Origin of the sequence: Methylobacterium indicum (assembly GCF_001043895.1) — a bacterium.
Lineage (GTDB): Bacteria > Pseudomonadota > Alphaproteobacteria > Rhizobiales > Beijerinckiaceae > Methylobacterium > Methylobacterium indicum.
On record NZ_JTHF01000007.1, the window covers coordinates 24562 to 40395 of the forward strand.

Sequence of the window (15834 nt, forward strand, 5' to 3'; positions counted from 1 at the left end):
GACACGTCGATGGCAAGGCGTCCGGCGCACATTCGGGCGGCCGACGACGGCGGTCGGGAGTGTTGCGAGAAACACTCACGGCGGGCTCCGCCTGCCGCATGATCGGCGGCACGCCGTGACCTGTCGTGTCGATCGGGGTGCAGAACCATGTGCAGCCGGCAGGCGGAGAGAGCGGCGATGGCCCCCGGGCGGGCCGTCGATCGGGACGACCGACCGTTTCGGCCGTGCGAGAGATCATGCCATCTCTGCACCGGACGACGGCTGGCGAAGGGCGATGGCGCGGCAAGCGGCCCGGCCGGGGGCACGCGATCGGGGGCCGCTCGCGATGCCGAGGGTTCCGCCCGCAACGGATCGGATCGACTATGAACAGACAAGCAATCGTCGTCACCGGCGCGAATTCCGGGATCGGGTTGCGATGCTGCGAGGAACTGCTGGCCGCAGGGCATCTGGTCTTCGCCCTCGACCGGGACCTGGACGCGGTCTCGGCGATCGCCGGCGGCGCGGGCGAAATGGTGACGATCCGCTGCGACCTCCTCGCCGAAGCGCAAGTCGCGGAGGCATTCGCGACCGTCGCCCGCAGGGTGGATCGCCTGGATGGGCTCGTCTGCTCCGCCGGCGTGCTGCGCACCGGGCGCCTCGTCGAGATGTCGGTGGCCGATTTCGATCTCGTCTTCGGGGTCAACACGCGCGGGGCCTGGCTGTGCGCCAAGGCGGCGACGGATCTCCTGACGCGATCCGGGGACGAGGCGACGTCCGGGCGGATCGTGATGGTCGCGTCGATCGCGGCGATCCGGCCGAAGATCGACGGCGGCGCCTATGCGGCGTCCAAGGCGGCGCTGGCGCAACTGACCAAGGTGCTGGCGGTCGAGCTGGCCGCGCTGGGGATCCGCGTCAACGCGGTCGCCCCGGCGACCGTCGACACGCCGATGATCCGCTCCGCGGCGAAGGACGGCAGCGGCTACAAGCCGTCGGGATTGTCACCGATCGGGCGCATCGCCGAACCGGGCGACATCGTCTCGGTCATCCGCTTCCTGCTCGCGCCCGAATCCGACTACGTCAACGGCGTGCTGCTGCCCGTCGATGCCGGCACGTCGGCGGCGTTCGTCGGCTGAGCCGGCTTGCGGGGCCTTCGTGGCCGCGCGGACCCTCGATCCACCGGGAGATCGCCACATGAGGACCAACCAGGCGCGCAGGGTCGTGGTGACCGGGGCCGCCGACGGGATCGGCCTCGCCTGCTGCGAGACGCTTCGCCGGGAGGGCTGGAACGTCGTCATGGTCGACATCGACGGCGAGCGACTGGCCGAGCGCGCGAGCCGGCTCGGAGCGCCGCATCACGTTGTCGACGTCACCGATGCCGACGCGCTCTCCGCCCTGGCCGATGCGCTGGAGCACCGGGATCCCGAACTCGGGCCGATCGAAGGCCTCGTCAACTCCGCCGGCATCGTGCAGAAGCCGCTGCCTCCCGAACACCTCCCGCTCGCCGAGTACGATCGGGTGATCGCCGTCGACCAGCGCGGGACCTATCTGAGCTGCGTGGCGTTCGGCCGTCACATGGCGGCCCGGCGGCGCGGCAGCATCGTCAACATCGCATCGATCACCGGCATGCGATCGGTGCCGCTCCACGCCTATGGTCCCGCGAAGGCTGCGGTGATCGCCACGGGCGAATGCCTGGCCGCCGAGTGGGGGCCGTCCGGCGTCCGGGTCAACACGGTCTCGCCCGGATACACCTTCACCGAGCGCGTCCGCCAGCGCGTCGAGACGGGCGAACGCGCCCTCGAACACATGACGGGGACCAGCGCCCTCGGCCGCGTCGTCCAGCCGTCCGAGATCGCGGACGCGGTGTCGTTCCTGCTGTCGAACCGGTCGTCCGCGATCACCGGCATCAACATCCCGGTCGATTGCGGCTGGCTGCTGGCGCCGTCCTGGAGCACCTATGGCGGCCTTCGCCACCCCGTTTGACGCCGGTCGAGGATCGCGAGGATCGTCGCGCCCGCCGCCGATCCGGATGAACACGGCACGATCATCGTCCCTCCTACCGCCGCGCCGTCGAACGAACTCGTTCGAAGGCGGTGGCTAAGCCCGAACGGGCGCCGGCGCCGATGTGCCGGACGCCTCGGCATCAATGTGTCGATGTGTCGATGCCAAGGCGCGAGGGCATACGGCAAATCGACAAGCGACAATTCCAAGAAGCAACCTGTGGAGGACATCCCGTGAAGGTGATTGCGGAAGGATTGCGGTTTCCCGAGGGGCCGGTGGCGCTCGCGGATGGGTCCGTTCTGGTCGCAGAAATCGCCGGAGGGACCATCAAACGCGTCGATCCGGATGGCACGATTGCCCTGGTGGCGACGGTCGGAGGCGGGCCCAACGGTCTGGCCCTGGGGCCGGATGGCGGCCTCTACGTGTGCAACAACGGCGGCCTGAACTTCCGGCAGGACGGCGAGTTCCTGCGGGCCGGCCACGGGCTTCCTGCCGACTACACCACGGGCTCGATCCAGAGGGTCGATCTCGGCACCGGTACCGCCGAGACCTTGTACACGCATTGCGGCGACGTCCCGCTGCGGGGCCCCAACGACCTCGTCTTCGACGCCGACGGGGGGTTCTACTTCACCGACTTCGGTAAGACCGTCGACCGGGTGCGCGACATCGGGGCCGTCTTCTACGCCCGCTGCGACGGAAGCCGGATCGTCGAGGTGATCCATCCGATCGCGAATCCCAACGGCATCGGCCTGTCGCCCGACGGGCGCACGCTCTACGTCGCCGAGACGGAAACCTGCCGGCTCTGGGCCTATCCCGTTCTCGAGCCGGGCAAGGTCGAGATGGGCCCCCTGCCCTCGCTGAATGGCGGCCGGCTCGTGGCCGGCCTCGACGGCTTTCAGCGCTTCGACAGTCTGGCCGTCGACGCGGCAGGAAACATCTGCGTGGCGACGCTGGTGACGGGCTGCATCACGGTCCTCTCGCCCCGGGGCGACGTGCGCGAACAGGTCCGCTTCCCCGATCCGCACACGACGAATATCTGCTTCGGCGGACAGGATATGAGAACGGCGTTCGTCACCCAGTCCTGGACGGGCAAGCTGATCAGGACCGAGTGGACGCAGCCGGGCCTGAGGCTCAACTTCCAATCCTGATCGCGGGCCGCTGCCGGGAATCGACGTCGATCCGAGGTCGCGCGGCCCGACGACGGGCCGCGGCGTCGTTCCGGACCGCGCAGGGGAGCCCGGAACGACCCGAGCGTGCCGGCGTGTATCCGATCCGCGGTCGGCGACTGGAAACGGAAACATCCTGTTTCCTTCGAACGGGGCCGTGATCGTTGAGGCGCCGGGCCGCGGCCGCTATCAATCAGTGGTGGGCTGATCGCCAGACGAAGCCGAGACAAAACCCAGCATCTCCCGTTCCGCCGCCTTCCGTCATTTCCCGCGGCGAGATCTCGGGATGATCGCGTTCGATCCACTCCTACCGTCTCACCTTGGCACCGACACATCGATGCCAAGGCGTCCGGCACATCGGCGCCGGCGCCCAGTCGGGCTTGGCCAGCGCCTTCGAGCAAGTTCGTTCGACGGCGCGGCGGTATCATTCATTCGCTTCCGACGGGCGCAGCCGGGCCCGTCCGGGACAGCATGCGGCACAGCTGCGGATGGCCGCTTGCCGGAGGTGCATTCCATGCAGCGGCACGACGAGACCGACGAGGCCGAGACGGTTGCGATGCCGCCGGCGCCATCATGGGTTTGCCGTCGCTTCCTGGAGCGGAGCCGCTCCATCGACGATCTGCGGAATGCCGCGCGCAGGCGCCTGCCCCGGTCCGTGTTCGATTTCATCGATGGTGGCGCCGAGGACGAGGCGACGCTGTTGGGCAACCGCGCCGCCTACCGCCGTCACAGCTTCCTGCCGAAGACGCTGGCGGACGTCGCCGCCCCCGACCTCTCGACGACGATCCTCGGTCGGCCCGCGGCGCTGCCGCTGATCGCCGGCCCCACCGGCGCATCGGGATTCCTGTGGCCCCGTGGCGACCTCGCCATCGCGGCGGCGGCCCACGACCTCGGAATCCCGTTCGCGCTGTCGACGAGCGCGAGCGTCTCGATCGAGGACATTGCCGCGCGAGCGAGCGGCGCGATCTGGTTCCAATGCTACATCTTCAAGCAACGGGATTTCAGCGACGGGTTGATCGCCCGTGCGGCGAAGGCCGGGTATGACGGGCTCGTGATCACCGTCGACTTCCCGGTCGGTGGCAATCGGGAGCGTGACTTCCGGAACGATTTTTCCATTCCATTCAAGTATACGGCGCGCAACGTGACCGACTTCGCCCTGCATCCGCGCTGGGCGTTGAGCATGGTGCGCGGGGGGACGCCGCAACTCGAGAACCTGCGTGGGTTCTCGGCCTCGAACGACGTCGGGACGGTGGCCTCCTCCGTCGGCCGCAACTACGATGCGTCGTTCTCGTGGGACGACCTCAGCCGCATTCGCGACGCCTGGCCGCGCAAGCTCATCGTCAAGGGCATCGCACGGCCGGAGGAGGCCGAGCGGCTCGTCGCGCTCGGCTGCGACGCGGTCGTCGTGTCCAACCATGGCGGGCGCCAGCTCGACGGTGCCGTCGCGACGCTGGACGCCCTGCCGGCGGTCGCCCGGGCGGTCGCCGGCCGCGCCGAGGTTTTCGTTGATGGCGGCATCCGGCGCGGCAGCGACATGGTCAAGGCCCTGGCGCTCGGGGCGAACGCCGTTCTGGTCGGGCGCGCGACCCTGTTTGGCACGGCGGCCGGCGGCCAGGACGGTGCGGCCCGGGCGTTGTCGATCCTGAGGGACGAGTTCCGCCGCTGCATGCAGTTGTGCGGCACCGCCCGCGTCTCCGAGATCGGCCGCGACCTGCTCGTCCCCACGGATGTGCCGTGAGACCGGATGGCGTGCCGCCTCCTGCCGGACGATGCCCCGCGCGGGTAATACCAACGGTCGTTGAAAACGACCTTTGGTTCCGTTCTCGAATTTTCGCCAAGCCTCTGGCTTGGTGTCGAAAATTCGAGATGGTTCAACGGCCCGATGCGTCAGCATCTTGGGCCGTTGGTATAACGGCGCGGGATGCCCGCGACGACGGCGTCAGCCGACCCCGGACGGCGACGGGCGAGATCCGCCCCCCATGACGCTGTCGCCCAGGCACCCCCGGCGGCACGCCCCGCCGATCCGACGGAATGCCGGAATGCTTCGTCCGAGCCGAGAGCCGGACGCGACCCAAGGAGATGGCACCATGGTGAATGAACCTGTGAACGGCATGTGGCCGAGCCCGTTCAATGCCGCGTTCGCCGGCACCGTCGCGGTCCCCAACCGCGAGATCCGGATCGCCGATTGCACGCTGCGGGACGGCGAGCAGCAGGCAGGAATCGTCTTCGACCGGGTGGCGAAGATCAGGATCGCCAAGGCGCTCGACGAGATCGGCATCTACGAGATCGAAGCCGGCACCGTCGCCAGCAGCCAGGAGGATCGCGACGCGATCGCCGAGATGGTCGGCCTGAACATGACGGCCAAGATCAGCGTCCTGTGTCGTGGCCTCGAGCAGGACATCGATCAGGCCCATGCCCTGGGTGTCTGGGGCGTCCGGTTGAGCTTTCCGATCAGCCCGATCGAGCGCCGGCACAAGCTCAAAGGCATTGGCGACGACGATTATCTCGCCCGCGCGCTGGCGCTGGCGGAGTATGCCCGCAGCAAGGGCCTCTACGTCGTGTTCAGCCCCTACGACACGACGCGCGCCGATCTGCCGTTCCTGCGCCGGGTCGCCTCGGAGGTCGCGCGGGCCGGCACGGTCGACCGGCTGCGGATCGTGGACACGACCGGCTGCGCCCTGCCGGCGGCGATCGGCTTCGTGACCCGGCAGATCCGCGAGGCCGCGCCGGACCTGCCCCTGGAGATCCACTGCCACAACGATTTCGGCCTGGCCTGCGCCAATACCCTGGCGAGCGTCGCGGACGGCGCCGACTACGTCTCGAGCACGATCAACGGGCTCGGCGAACGCTGCGGCAACGCATCGACCGAAGAGGTCCTGCTCGCGCTGGAGGTTCTCTACGGCGTACGGACCGGCGTCGACCTTGCCCGGCTGACGGAGGTCTCGACTCTCGTCTCCGCGCTCAGCGCGATCCCCGTGCCGGTCAACAAGGCCGTCGTCGGCGAGAACGCCTTCCGCCACGAGGCCGGCATGGTCGTGGCCGGCGTCCTCAAGGACCCGTTCACGGCGGAGGCCTATCAGCCCGGCATCGTCGGCCAGAGGCGCGAGATCCTGCTCGGGAAGAAAAGCGGGCTCGTCTCGATCGGCCACAAAGTGGCGCAGCTCGGATTGGACGTCGACGAAGCACGCTTCCAGCCCCTGCTGGACGAGGTCAAGGCGCTCGCCGTCAAGAACGGGCGGGCGCTGACGGATGACGAGTTCCGCGCGCTCGCCCATGCCTGATCGCGGTCGCCGTGGGTGGGGGCAGCGAGGACGATCGTCCGGTGTGACCTCCGCGCGGCGGACGGGGATCGCCGACCCGACGGATGATCGTCATCCTTTCATACCCTCGCACCTTGGCATCGACCTATCGATGCCAAGGCGTCCGCGCATCGGCGCCGGCGCCCATTCGGGCTTGCCTCCGCGCCTTCGAACGAGGTCGTTGGAAGGCGCGGAGGTATGACTCAATGCGCATGTCGATTCACGCCCGCCACCGGCGCGCGGCGCCTGATGATGGGCAACGCAGATCGACATCGTCGACCATCGGTCCGGTCGGATGCGAGCGAATCGCGAGGGATGGCGCCGCGTGACCTGCCCGCGGCCGTGCTGGACGGCCGGACCGGAGCCCACGATAAGGTGGCCGTCGGGCTACGACATCGTCAGCCATGACGAACGACGCGGTGAACGATGGACCAGTTGCGCGAGATGGAAGTCGTGGTGCGGGTAGCGCGCAGCCAAAGCTTCACCCTGGCCGCCAAGCAGCTCAAGGTCTCGCGGTCCACCATCACCAAGATCGTCGCGGCCCTGGAGGAGCGGCTTGGCGTCAGGCTCCTGAAGCGATCGACCCATCACGTCTCGCTGACGGCGGCTGGCGACATCTACGTGCGCGAGGCGAGCGAGATCGTCGAACGGGCCGAACGGTTGCGGCAATCGATCGGCCAGGAGCAAACCTCTCTGTCCGGCCTGATCCGCCTCGGCGCGCCGCCCTCCTTCGCCGCGGCTCACCTGGTGGGCGCGTTGCTCGAGTTTCAGCGCGGCAATCCCAACGTGCAATTCGACTTGGAGTCCGATGACGGGAGTGTGAACCTCATCCGCGAGGGGTGGGATTTCACGATCCGGATCGCTCCCAATCTCGAAGACACGAGTCTGGTGGCGAAGCTCCTCATCAACGTTCCGCAAACTCTCGTCGCCTCGGCGGACTACCTCGACCGGCATGGACACCCCCGACGCCCCGAAGACCTGATCGGGCACGAGTGCCTTCTCCACAGCATCAAGTCGTCATCCGGCACATGGTCGTTCAACGATCATGACATGACCGTTCCAGTGCGGGGGTCGCTGACGTCGAACTTCGGCGAGGTGTTGCGCCAGGCCGCCTTGTACGGCGCCGGCATCTCGCTCCATCCGACCTACATGATCCATGACGATCTCAAGGCCGGCCGCCTCGTACGGGTTCTGCCCGATTACCGGGCGGAGAGTGTCGCGATCTACGCCGTCTACCCGGAGCGGCAGATGAAGCCGAAGCGGATATCGGAATTCCTGGGCTACCTCACGGCGTGGCTGCGTGATCGGGCAGATTGGCAGAACCGCTAGATCCCGGGCACCTGCCCGCCCGCCTCTCGCCGTTGGGGATCATGGTGACTTGCGACCATGTCCCGTCGGGCCGGACGTCATCCGGCCGGTGCGGTCGCCATCATGGAGGGACGCTGCGCGAAGCCGGCATACCACGCCGTCGCGCGCGGGCGCCCGGCGCGCCAATCCAGATCCGGGAATCGGAAATCGAGGTAGCCGAGGCCGCAGGCGACGGTCACCGTCCCGATGTCGAGGCGTGCGCCGAGCTCCATCTCCTCGACACGGTCGACGACATCCACCACCTTCTCGAGCTGACCGCGGCTCCAGTCGGCCCAGCGCAGGGTCTCGGGCCGCAACATCGCCTCGTACCGGGCGAGCAACGCGGCACCCAGCAGACCGTCGCCGAGGGCCGCGTCGGTCAGGTTGCGCCAGCGCGCCGCGCCCGACCCAAAGAAGCTCCCGCCGCCGAGAGCATCGAGGTACTCGCAGATCACCCGGCTATCGTACAGCACGGCGCCGTCATCGGCGATGAAGGTCGGAACCTGGCCGAGCGGGTTGTCCCGCCGGACCGTGGCGTCGCGCCGGACCGGGCCGACCGCGCTCGGCAGCCGCTCGATCCGTCCGGCGAGATCGAGCTCGTGGGCCACGACCATCACCTTCCTGACGAACGGCGAGTTGGGGGAATGGTAGATCTTCATCGCTGGTCCCTTTCCGGCGGGCAAGGTCGGTCCAAGCGTCGGCAGCCCGGCGCGCAGGAGCAAGAGCGACGCTGCCCTGCCGGAACGCGCCGATGGAGCAGACCCTCTCGCAGACCGGCTCCGGACATCCGCAATCGCCCGCGCCGCCCCCGCACCGCGACAGGCGCCTTGGTCGGTGTCGGATCGGCTCGTCGCCGAACCCTCATCGACGGCGACATCCCTGACGGCTCGATTCAACGAGATCCACCGCACCATGCCCGACATCGGGCTCCGGCATCTCACGCTGCGTCGCGAGCACGAGACTCATACCCTCGATGCTTGTCAAAACAGTGCCATCTCGCGCCGGACACACGGTACCCGCCTCCGCCGCCTTGCTGGATCATCATTCAGGGCAAGGATCGATCAGGGCAAGAATCGATCCGGCTCGCCGCGCGCGAACGTCGCTTGTGGGCGCAGTCTGCCCGTCAGGTCGTGGAACCCTCATCGATGCGGCAAGACCTGAATAACGGTTGAACTCTGTTTCGGTATTCCACGTCCAAACCTGCACGGCGCCGCATCTCGGTGCGCCGCGACACGGATCGTAGCAGATCAGGCTGCCCGCAGCGTGTTTCGATTGCAGAAACAGCGATGTTCGCCCGAGGCGGGTCGACCGGTCGGCGCAACCGCGATCACATCTCACCACGAGAATGCAAGGGGATCGGACATGCTCATCTCACGCAGGTCGCTGATCGCGTCGGGCTTGGCCTCGGCGTTGCCGGTAGGGGTGTCATACGGCGCCGAACGCCCGATCCGGATCGGCGTCCTCAACGATCCCGGCGGGCCCTTCGCGGATATCGGCGGCGTCGGGAGCGTCGTCGCGGCGCGGCTCGCCGTCGAGGACATCGGCGGTACGGTCGCCGGCCGCGCGATCGAGGTCCTGCAGGGCGATCACCAGAACAAGCCGGACGTCGCCTCGGCGGTCGCCAGGCAATGGATCGATCAGGATGGCGTCGACATCATTCTCGATGGCGCATCGTCGGCATGCGGCCTTGCCATTCAGCACGTGTGCCGGGAAAAGAACAAGTTCTTCATCGCCGCCGGATCCGGAACGTCGGATCTGACTAACAAGTTCTGCGCGCCCTACGGCATGCAGTTCAGCTTCGACACCTTCGCGCAGGCGCGCAGCCTCGGCACGGCCCTGACGAAGGCCGGCGGATCGACCTGGTTCTTCATCACCGCGGACTACGCGTTCGGCCATGCCCTGGAGCGGGACGCCACGCGCTTCGTCAAGGAGGCCGGCGGCAAGGTGCTCGGAAGCGTGCGGCACCCGCTGGGGACGATGGACTTCTCGTCGGTCATCCTTCAAGCACAGACATCGGGCGCGCAAGTCATCGGCCTTGCAAATGCCGCCGTCGATACGCAGAACACGATCAAGCAAGCGAATGAGTTCGGCCTGATCCAGCAGGGATTGACGCTCGCCGCCCTGATCATGATGGATGTCGATATCGGGTCGATCGGACTGCCCCTGGCGCAGAACCTCAAGATCGCATCTCCGTTCTACTGGGACCGGACCGATGCGACGCGGGCATGGACCGAGCGCTTCATGAAGAAGAAATCGAAGCCGCCGACGATGCTGCATGCGGGCGTCTACAGTGCCGCCCTTCATTATCTGAAGGGGGTCAAGGCGGCTGGCACGACCGATACGGCCGCGGTCAATGGTTGGATGCGCAGCCATCCCGTCGTGGACATGAACAACGACAGCTCGCCCATCCGCTCCGACGGCAGGCTGATGTGCCCGATGTACATCTATCAGGCAAAGAAACCCTCGGAATCCAGAGGGCCGTTCGATCTTTTGCAGCAGACCACCATCATCGATGCCCAGAATTCGTTCCGGCCCGCGGGCGAGAGTGAATGCACGCTGCTGCGCAGTTGATCCCGCGCGAAACCGGCGATCGTGTCCCATGGCGTGGTGTAGCTGGTTGTGGTCCACCACGACGACCGGCAGGGCCGGACTGATCAGACTGCGAGGTTTTGCAGGCTGACGAGGGGATCATCGCCGATCGGGGCGATGCTTTCCAGGGTCATGGAGCGGCAGCGTTGCACGGCCCACTCGTCGTCTTGCTCCAGCAGGATCGCACCGACCAGGCGGCGGATCGCGCGCTCGTCGGGGAAGATGCCGACGACCTCGGTGCGGCGCTTGATCTCGCCGTTGAGGCGCTCGAGCGGGTTGGTCGAGTGCAGCTTGGCCCGGTGTGCCGCCGGGAAGCCCATGTCGGCCAAGACGTCGGTCTCTGCCGCATCCATCAAGGCTGCCAGCTTGGGCACCTTGGGCCGGAGTTGGTCGGCGACCCGCCGCCATTGTTGGCGGGCCGCCTCGGCGTCGTCCTGCGCGAAGGCAGTGGCGATGAAGGCCGAGACGACGCGCCGGCCCGAGCAGCCGGCATGGGCCAGGACGTTGCGCATGAAGTGCACCCGGCATCGCTGCCAGGAGGCGGTCATCACCTTGGCAACCGAGGCCTCGATGCCTTCATGCGCGTCGGAGATCACCAGCTCGACCCCGCGCAGGCCGCGCCGGGCCAGCTTGCGCAGGAACTCGGTCCGGAAGGACTCGGCTTCGGAGGGGCCGATGTCGAGCCCCAGCACGGGCACCCATCGTGGCAGGCCACGATGGGTGCCCCCTCGCGCCGTCCGTCCGCGTTGACGCCGACCGAGACGATGCTGTGGTCCTGGCGCACCTTCCCGTCGGTGGCGTCGATCCACAGGTAGGGCCACTCGCCCTCGATCGGTCGCTCCAGGAAGGGGTTCACCCGTTCGTCGATTTCCTGGCACAGCCGGCTGACCTGGTTGTGAGAGATCCCCGTCCCGCCCATCGCCTGGACCAAGTTGTCAACCGCCGCGGGTCGAGATACCCTAGATGTCGGTGTCCTGGATCACGGCTGTCACCGCCTTCTCGGTCATGCGGCGCGGCTCCAGGAAGCTCGGGAAGTAGCTGCCCTTCCTCAGCTTCGGGATGCGCAGCTCCACCGTGCCGGCCCGTGTCTGCTAGTCTCTCTCACGATAGCCGTTGCGCTGCGCCAAGCGCTCCGGGGTCTTCTCGCCGTGGGCAGCACCGGTCAGGCCGGCGACCTCCAGCTCCATCAGGCGCTGCGCGGCAAAGCCGATCATCTCGCGCAGCACGTCCGCGTCCGCGCTCTTCTCAGCCAGCGCCCGCAGGCTCATAACGGCATCGGTCATCGAGGGTCTCCCGGGTTCGGGGTGGTGTCAGCAACCCGATCCTAACCCGTCACCGCCGATGGCCATCCCCGCGAGAGATCCCACCTGCTACAGCGCTTTGGAGGACGCGCAGGCGGGCTCTCCCGCTTTCGGCCAGCTACACCACTCCAAGGGACACGCCCCCCAAAGATATGATAGTGATGCAGCAAGTCCTTACTTGCTGAAAAAATGAAGGAGATCGCGATGTGGAACGAAATAAAAATTCAGGACGGCAGTTATGGATTTCACGATCATGAAAATATTTGGCGGACAGTTATAGATGTCAATGCTGTTTTGAAAGATTGGACTCCATATGGAATTGCGTCGTTTGGCAGTTTCTACGTCATGGAATTTCGCAATGGAAATTCGGTTGCGAGCTGGTTCTTAGACGAGTCAATGACTCGCCGCGGCGGGTCAATAGGGGAATTACCTCAGGATTTTCGCAGATTAGTATTGGCGGACATCTTTGACCATGTACGCAAATTTGTCGACACCGTGCTGTTTTCGTGTGCAGCCGATGAAGATGATTGCGCATTTTCTTACCTGAATTCTTTGACTAGATTTGAGATTATCAGTGCCGTATTTGATCGACAAGCAACAAAGACTAAAACTGTCGATGTGTCATCTTCCTCGAAGCAGGATTTCGGCTTTTTACCAGATGCTCTGAATATTGATCTTCAATCTGCAATAGCAAAAAGTGCGGGCGGGCCAATTATATTCCAAGATCCGTTCAATGGTCTTGAGGTTAAAATAAAACATAGCATCGTAATGGATGATTTTAGAACTTTTCTACGTGTAGAAACCGCTTCAAATGGTGTAGCTTATGTATGTGCGTCCGATCATTATTTCAGGACAATCGGAATCTATGATTACAAAACAAATATATTATACTGCAAGGATGCGAACGATTGTCGTGTCGGCGGTGCGCATTTCAGCAACGTTTTCCATGATTTGGCCATACACGCCGCACTGTATCATAGCGAACTCCGACATTATTTGAAGAGTCATGACACACGGATTGCTGGAATGCTGCGCCCGCCACCGTCGCATCACATCGGCCATCAGCTCTGGAATGAACTGACAGGCCTTCAGACCTTAGTTGACAATATTGCCACCAATGAACTTCCGTATGTGCTAGTGCCGCAAGCTCATATGGGAACTGAAATATATGGCCCGACAGAAGACTTGTTTCATCAATTCAGTGGCAAGGTCATTCGATTGGATGAGGTAGATTTAAGCAAGGAAATATATTTAAGAAACTTAATTGTTGTCCGCATTACATCAAGATTCGTTTCCGAACGGCTGAGAACGAAGGTTTCGACACATGCAATATGCAATACTGCAATTGATGTAAAAACAAAACTTTGCAACTTCAGATCCCAAAAAAAGCAAATCATTCTCCTAGGGCTTAGGGTTGAAAACAGAACAATTACTAATTTAAAAGATTTTTGCATCGAATTGGTTAATATGTTAGCAGATTTTGCTCGTGATTCGGTAATTGTGCTGGATGGGCACAATGTCCGCGAGACAAGTTTGGGCTTGCTCCCATTCGCGAGCACCGGAGAGATCGCTGGGAAGCAGTCTCCTATCGAATACGAAAAAGACATCGCGGATGCTATGAAAGCAGCTGCAATCGAGAAAAGCGTTGATTTTATTTCTCTTGTAGGCGAACCTGTGTCGCACAGCTTGTATTGGAGTATCAATTCCGATATAATTGTTTCGATCTGGGGAGCAGGTTTGGCAAAATATCGTTGGGTGGCCAATCGACCTTGCTTGGTGCTTACCAGCAAGTGGAATTTGCTAAATCGTCGAGACCTAGATTTATACAGCTCTAATTTTTACATGGAGAGCCCCGCTCCTCTCACCTATATTAGAGAAGACTATGCGACCGATTGTCCTGAGGCTGAGCAGCTCGTGCCTGTCCCATTCACAGACCAAAATAGCCTCGGCTATGTAAATTTCGAAATCGATATGAATGGACTTAAGTTGCAACTTTTTGAGATGCTCGACAGTGTCAAGAGCGCCTAACAGAACCTCTGGATCCGGCGGAGGGTGATGAGGCTGGCCTGGAGGAACGTGAAGGCCTCGTAGATGTCGGGGCGGCGTTCGTCGCGGACGGGCAAGCGGCGGGCGCGGCTGAACCAGGCATGGCTGCGCTCGACCACCCAGCGATGCCGCCCGAGCCCGTCGCTCCGCTCGATGCCGCGCCGGGCAATCCGCGGCCTGATCCCGCGCGCCCGGCACTCCTGCCGCCGGACCTTGGCATCGTGGGCCTTGTCGGCGTGCAGCGTGTCGGGCCGCCGGCGCGGGCGTCCCCGCTTCCCGCTGCGCACAGGCGGGATCGCGTCCAGCGTCGGGGCCATCGGCGGGCTGTCGCGGCAGTGGGCGCCGGTCGGAACGAGGCCGAGCGGCGTGCCGCGCGCGTCGGTGACGAGGTGGCGCCTGGTCCCCGCCTTACCCCGATCCGTCGGGTTCGAGCCGGTGGCAGCCCCCCTTTCTTCGCCGGCACGCTCTCGCCGTCGACGCTCGCCCGGCTCCCCTCGATCTTGCCCGCCGCGTGCAGGCGTTCGAGCAGCACCTGATGCAGGCGCCGCCACACGCCGGCCGCCTGCCAGTCGCGCAGCCGGCGCCAGCAGCTCATGCCGCAGCCGCACGTCATCTCGGCCGTCAGCCTCTCCGGACGGCTGGATTCCATCGCGGTCGCCTCCGGCAGTGGAGGCGCGGATCGGTGCGAAGACCTCGCCGGACTGTCCGGGCCCCGCTCGCGTCCTGCCGGCAGCCACATCGGCCGTCCTCGTCGATCCGATCGAGGCCGTGGCGCCGCGGCGCATGGGTCGAGCCCCCTCCCCTCCTCCCGGCCAAGCGTGGCGGCGCAGCAGCATGGTCACGCCCGATGTGACGCTCTCGTGCCCCATTTGGTCTGGATGGGGGCCCCGCCTACGCCGCGGCTGCGGAACCGAGGGAACGCAGCGCCTCAAGGGACGGGGGGCCTCATCGATCGTGATGACCGGCTTCGAGCGACAGCCGGGCCGCCCGGATCATCGGCAAGCTTCCCCGCCGGCCGGCGAGGTCCCGAGCATGGACAATCGGGCATCCGGCACGCCGCGGAGGAACGCCCGGCGGGAGACACCTCCGGTCGAATCTCGTCGAGCCAGCGGGGCGCAACGCGACCGGCGTTGCGTCCGGACTTGGGGAAGCGACCAGCCGCACCGCACGACGCGCCAACGCGGCCGGTCTCGCCGAGATCTGGAGGCGTCCGACGCGAGCCTGTCCGGCTCACCCCGGACGAGGCACATGGCGGGCCACGACATGGGTGGGCCGCCCTCCCCTGGCGGCCATGGGCCCCGGCGAGACGCAATTTTCGACGACACAGGGCAATGGTGGCATCGAGGCGCGACGGCAGAGGCGCGTCGGCGCCCGATTCGTCCCCATCCCGGCCGGTGGTCGGTGTCTGCGCGCTCGAATGCGGCCTGCAGGCTGGTCGCGGCGGCTCGTCGATCGGATCCGGGGCGGCGCTCTCCCTTCGGAGGTCGTTGGTCGTGGTGACAGGCGCCGAGCGGCGTCACGCAGCCCTTGGGCGACCCGGCCCTGGTCTTGGCCCGGTGTAGAGCGGTGCGGGCGCCGTGCGCGTGCGCCGCGCGTGAACCGCCTGGAAGACCTCCTCGGCGCGCTCGTCGAGAATCCGACCGGCGCCGTTCGCCTGGATCGCGTGCGCAATGAGGGCGTCGAGAAGCGGCTACCACCCATGCCCGGAGATTCTTGTCCGCAGCGCGCAGGAGATGGTCGCGCACCAGCAGGGATGTGGCCTGACGGATCATCGGCCCCTCCCCCGGACGCGTCGCCGGGAACGTCCGGGACGCGAGCCCGGGAGGGTCTCGCGCTCGGCCGGGTGCCGACGGCGAAGGAAAGGCCGCGAGAACGCACGGGCCGGTGGAGGAAACGGGTAACCATGCGCGGCGCATCGATCCGCGGCAGGGTCGGCGTTTCACGGCGCGGGATATCGGGCGTTCCTTCGACGAGGAACGCTGGCTCGTGGGGGGGGGCCGCTTGGACCGCGAGCGGGAGAACGGGCATGCATGCGTATTCGCTCGTGCCGTCGCCCGGCCGAGCGGGACCGTCCGCCGCCCGGTGGGCATCGTCGGGCATGCCCTGTTC

The 15834-nt window shown here is 65.5% G+C and carries 10 protein-coding genes and 1 pseudogene; 8 read left to right on the forward strand and 3 right to left on the reverse strand.

Going from position 1 to position 15834, the window contains the following annotated elements; translation table 11 throughout:
• The first annotated feature begins 224 nt into the window (after positions 1 to 224).
• The 6 genes from QR78_RS00875 (at position 225) to QR78_RS00900 (ending at position 7771) form a co-directional block, all read left to right on the forward strand.
• On the forward strand, positions 225 to 1112 hold the full coding sequence (locus QR78_RS00875; RefSeq protein WP_125940027.1) for an SDR family NAD(P)-dependent oxidoreductase: 888 nt from the start codon (positions 225 to 227) through the stop codon (positions 1110 to 1112).
• Between the two features lie 58 nt (positions 1113 to 1170).
• Positions 1171 to 1959: an SDR family NAD(P)-dependent oxidoreductase gene (locus QR78_RS00880; protein ID WP_048425592.1), complete on the forward strand. Its 789-nt coding sequence runs from the start codon at positions 1171 to 1173 to the stop codon at positions 1957 to 1959.
• Positions 1960 to 2138: 179 nt separating this feature from the next.
• Positions 2139 to 3125 (forward strand): SMP-30/gluconolactonase/LRE family protein, encoded by a 987-nt coding sequence (locus QR78_RS00885; protein ID WP_082171689.1) that lies wholly within the window; start codon positions 2139 to 2141, stop codon positions 3123 to 3125.
• Positions 3126 to 3657: 532 nt separating this feature from the next.
• Entirely contained in the window at positions 3658 to 4881 is a 1224-nt protein-coding gene (locus tag QR78_RS00890; protein ID WP_244276375.1) for an alpha-hydroxy acid oxidase, read from the forward strand.
• A gap of 349 nt (positions 4882 to 5230) precedes the next feature.
• Complete coding sequence (locus QR78_RS00895; protein WP_158004001.1) at positions 5231 to 6424, forward strand: homocitrate synthase/isopropylmalate synthase family protein; 1194 nt, start codon at positions 5231 to 5233, stop codon at positions 6422 to 6424.
• A 444-nt stretch (positions 6425 to 6868) separates the two neighbouring features.
• Positions 6869 to 7771 carry a LysR family transcriptional regulator gene (locus QR78_RS00900; protein WP_048425594.1) on the forward strand — a complete coding sequence of 301 codons (903 nt, stop codon included), beginning with the start codon at positions 6869 to 6871 and terminating at the stop codon, positions 7769 to 7771.
• A 77-nt stretch (positions 7772 to 7848) separates the two neighbouring features.
• Here the strand turns inward: QR78_RS00900 and QR78_RS00905 are convergent, their stop codons facing one another.
• Positions 7849 to 8448: a glutathione S-transferase gene (locus tag QR78_RS00905; RefSeq protein WP_048425595.1), complete on the reverse strand. Its 600-nt coding sequence runs from the start codon at positions 8446 to 8448 to the stop codon at positions 7849 to 7851.
• A gap of 703 nt (positions 8449 to 9151) precedes the next feature.
• On the opposite strand from QR78_RS00905, the gene QR78_RS00910 reads away from it, so the two are divergent.
• Positions 9152 to 10360, forward strand: coding sequence for an ABC transporter substrate-binding protein (locus tag QR78_RS00910; RefSeq protein WP_048425596.1), 1209 nt, complete (start codon positions 9152 to 9154; stop codon positions 10358 to 10360).
• A gap of 83 nt (positions 10361 to 10443) precedes the next feature.
• On the opposite strand, the pseudogene QR78_RS00915 reads toward QR78_RS00910, so the two are convergent.
• Positions 10444 to 11661: pseudogene (locus tag QR78_RS00915) on the reverse strand (IS256 family transposase).
• 207 nt (positions 11662 to 11868) lie between these two features.
• On the opposite strand from QR78_RS00915, the gene QR78_RS33755 reads away from it, so the two are divergent.
• Positions 11869 to 13707: a hypothetical protein gene (locus QR78_RS33755; RefSeq protein WP_125901004.1), complete on the forward strand. Its 1839-nt coding sequence runs from the start codon at positions 11869 to 11871 to the stop codon at positions 13705 to 13707.
• Here QR78_RS33755 and QR78_RS32320 read toward each other — a convergent pair.
• Positions 13704 to 14464, reverse strand: a protein-coding gene (locus tag QR78_RS32320; RefSeq protein ID WP_425284139.1) for an IS5 family transposase whose coding sequence is annotated in 2 segments (ribosomal slippage) — positions 13704 to 14179 and positions 14179 to 14464 — 762 coding nt in all. Because the reading frame shifts where the segments join, the coding sequence is not laid out codon by codon here. The genes QR78_RS33755 and QR78_RS32320 overlap by 4 nt on opposite strands.
• Between the last annotated feature and the right edge of the window lie 1370 nt (positions 14465 to 15834).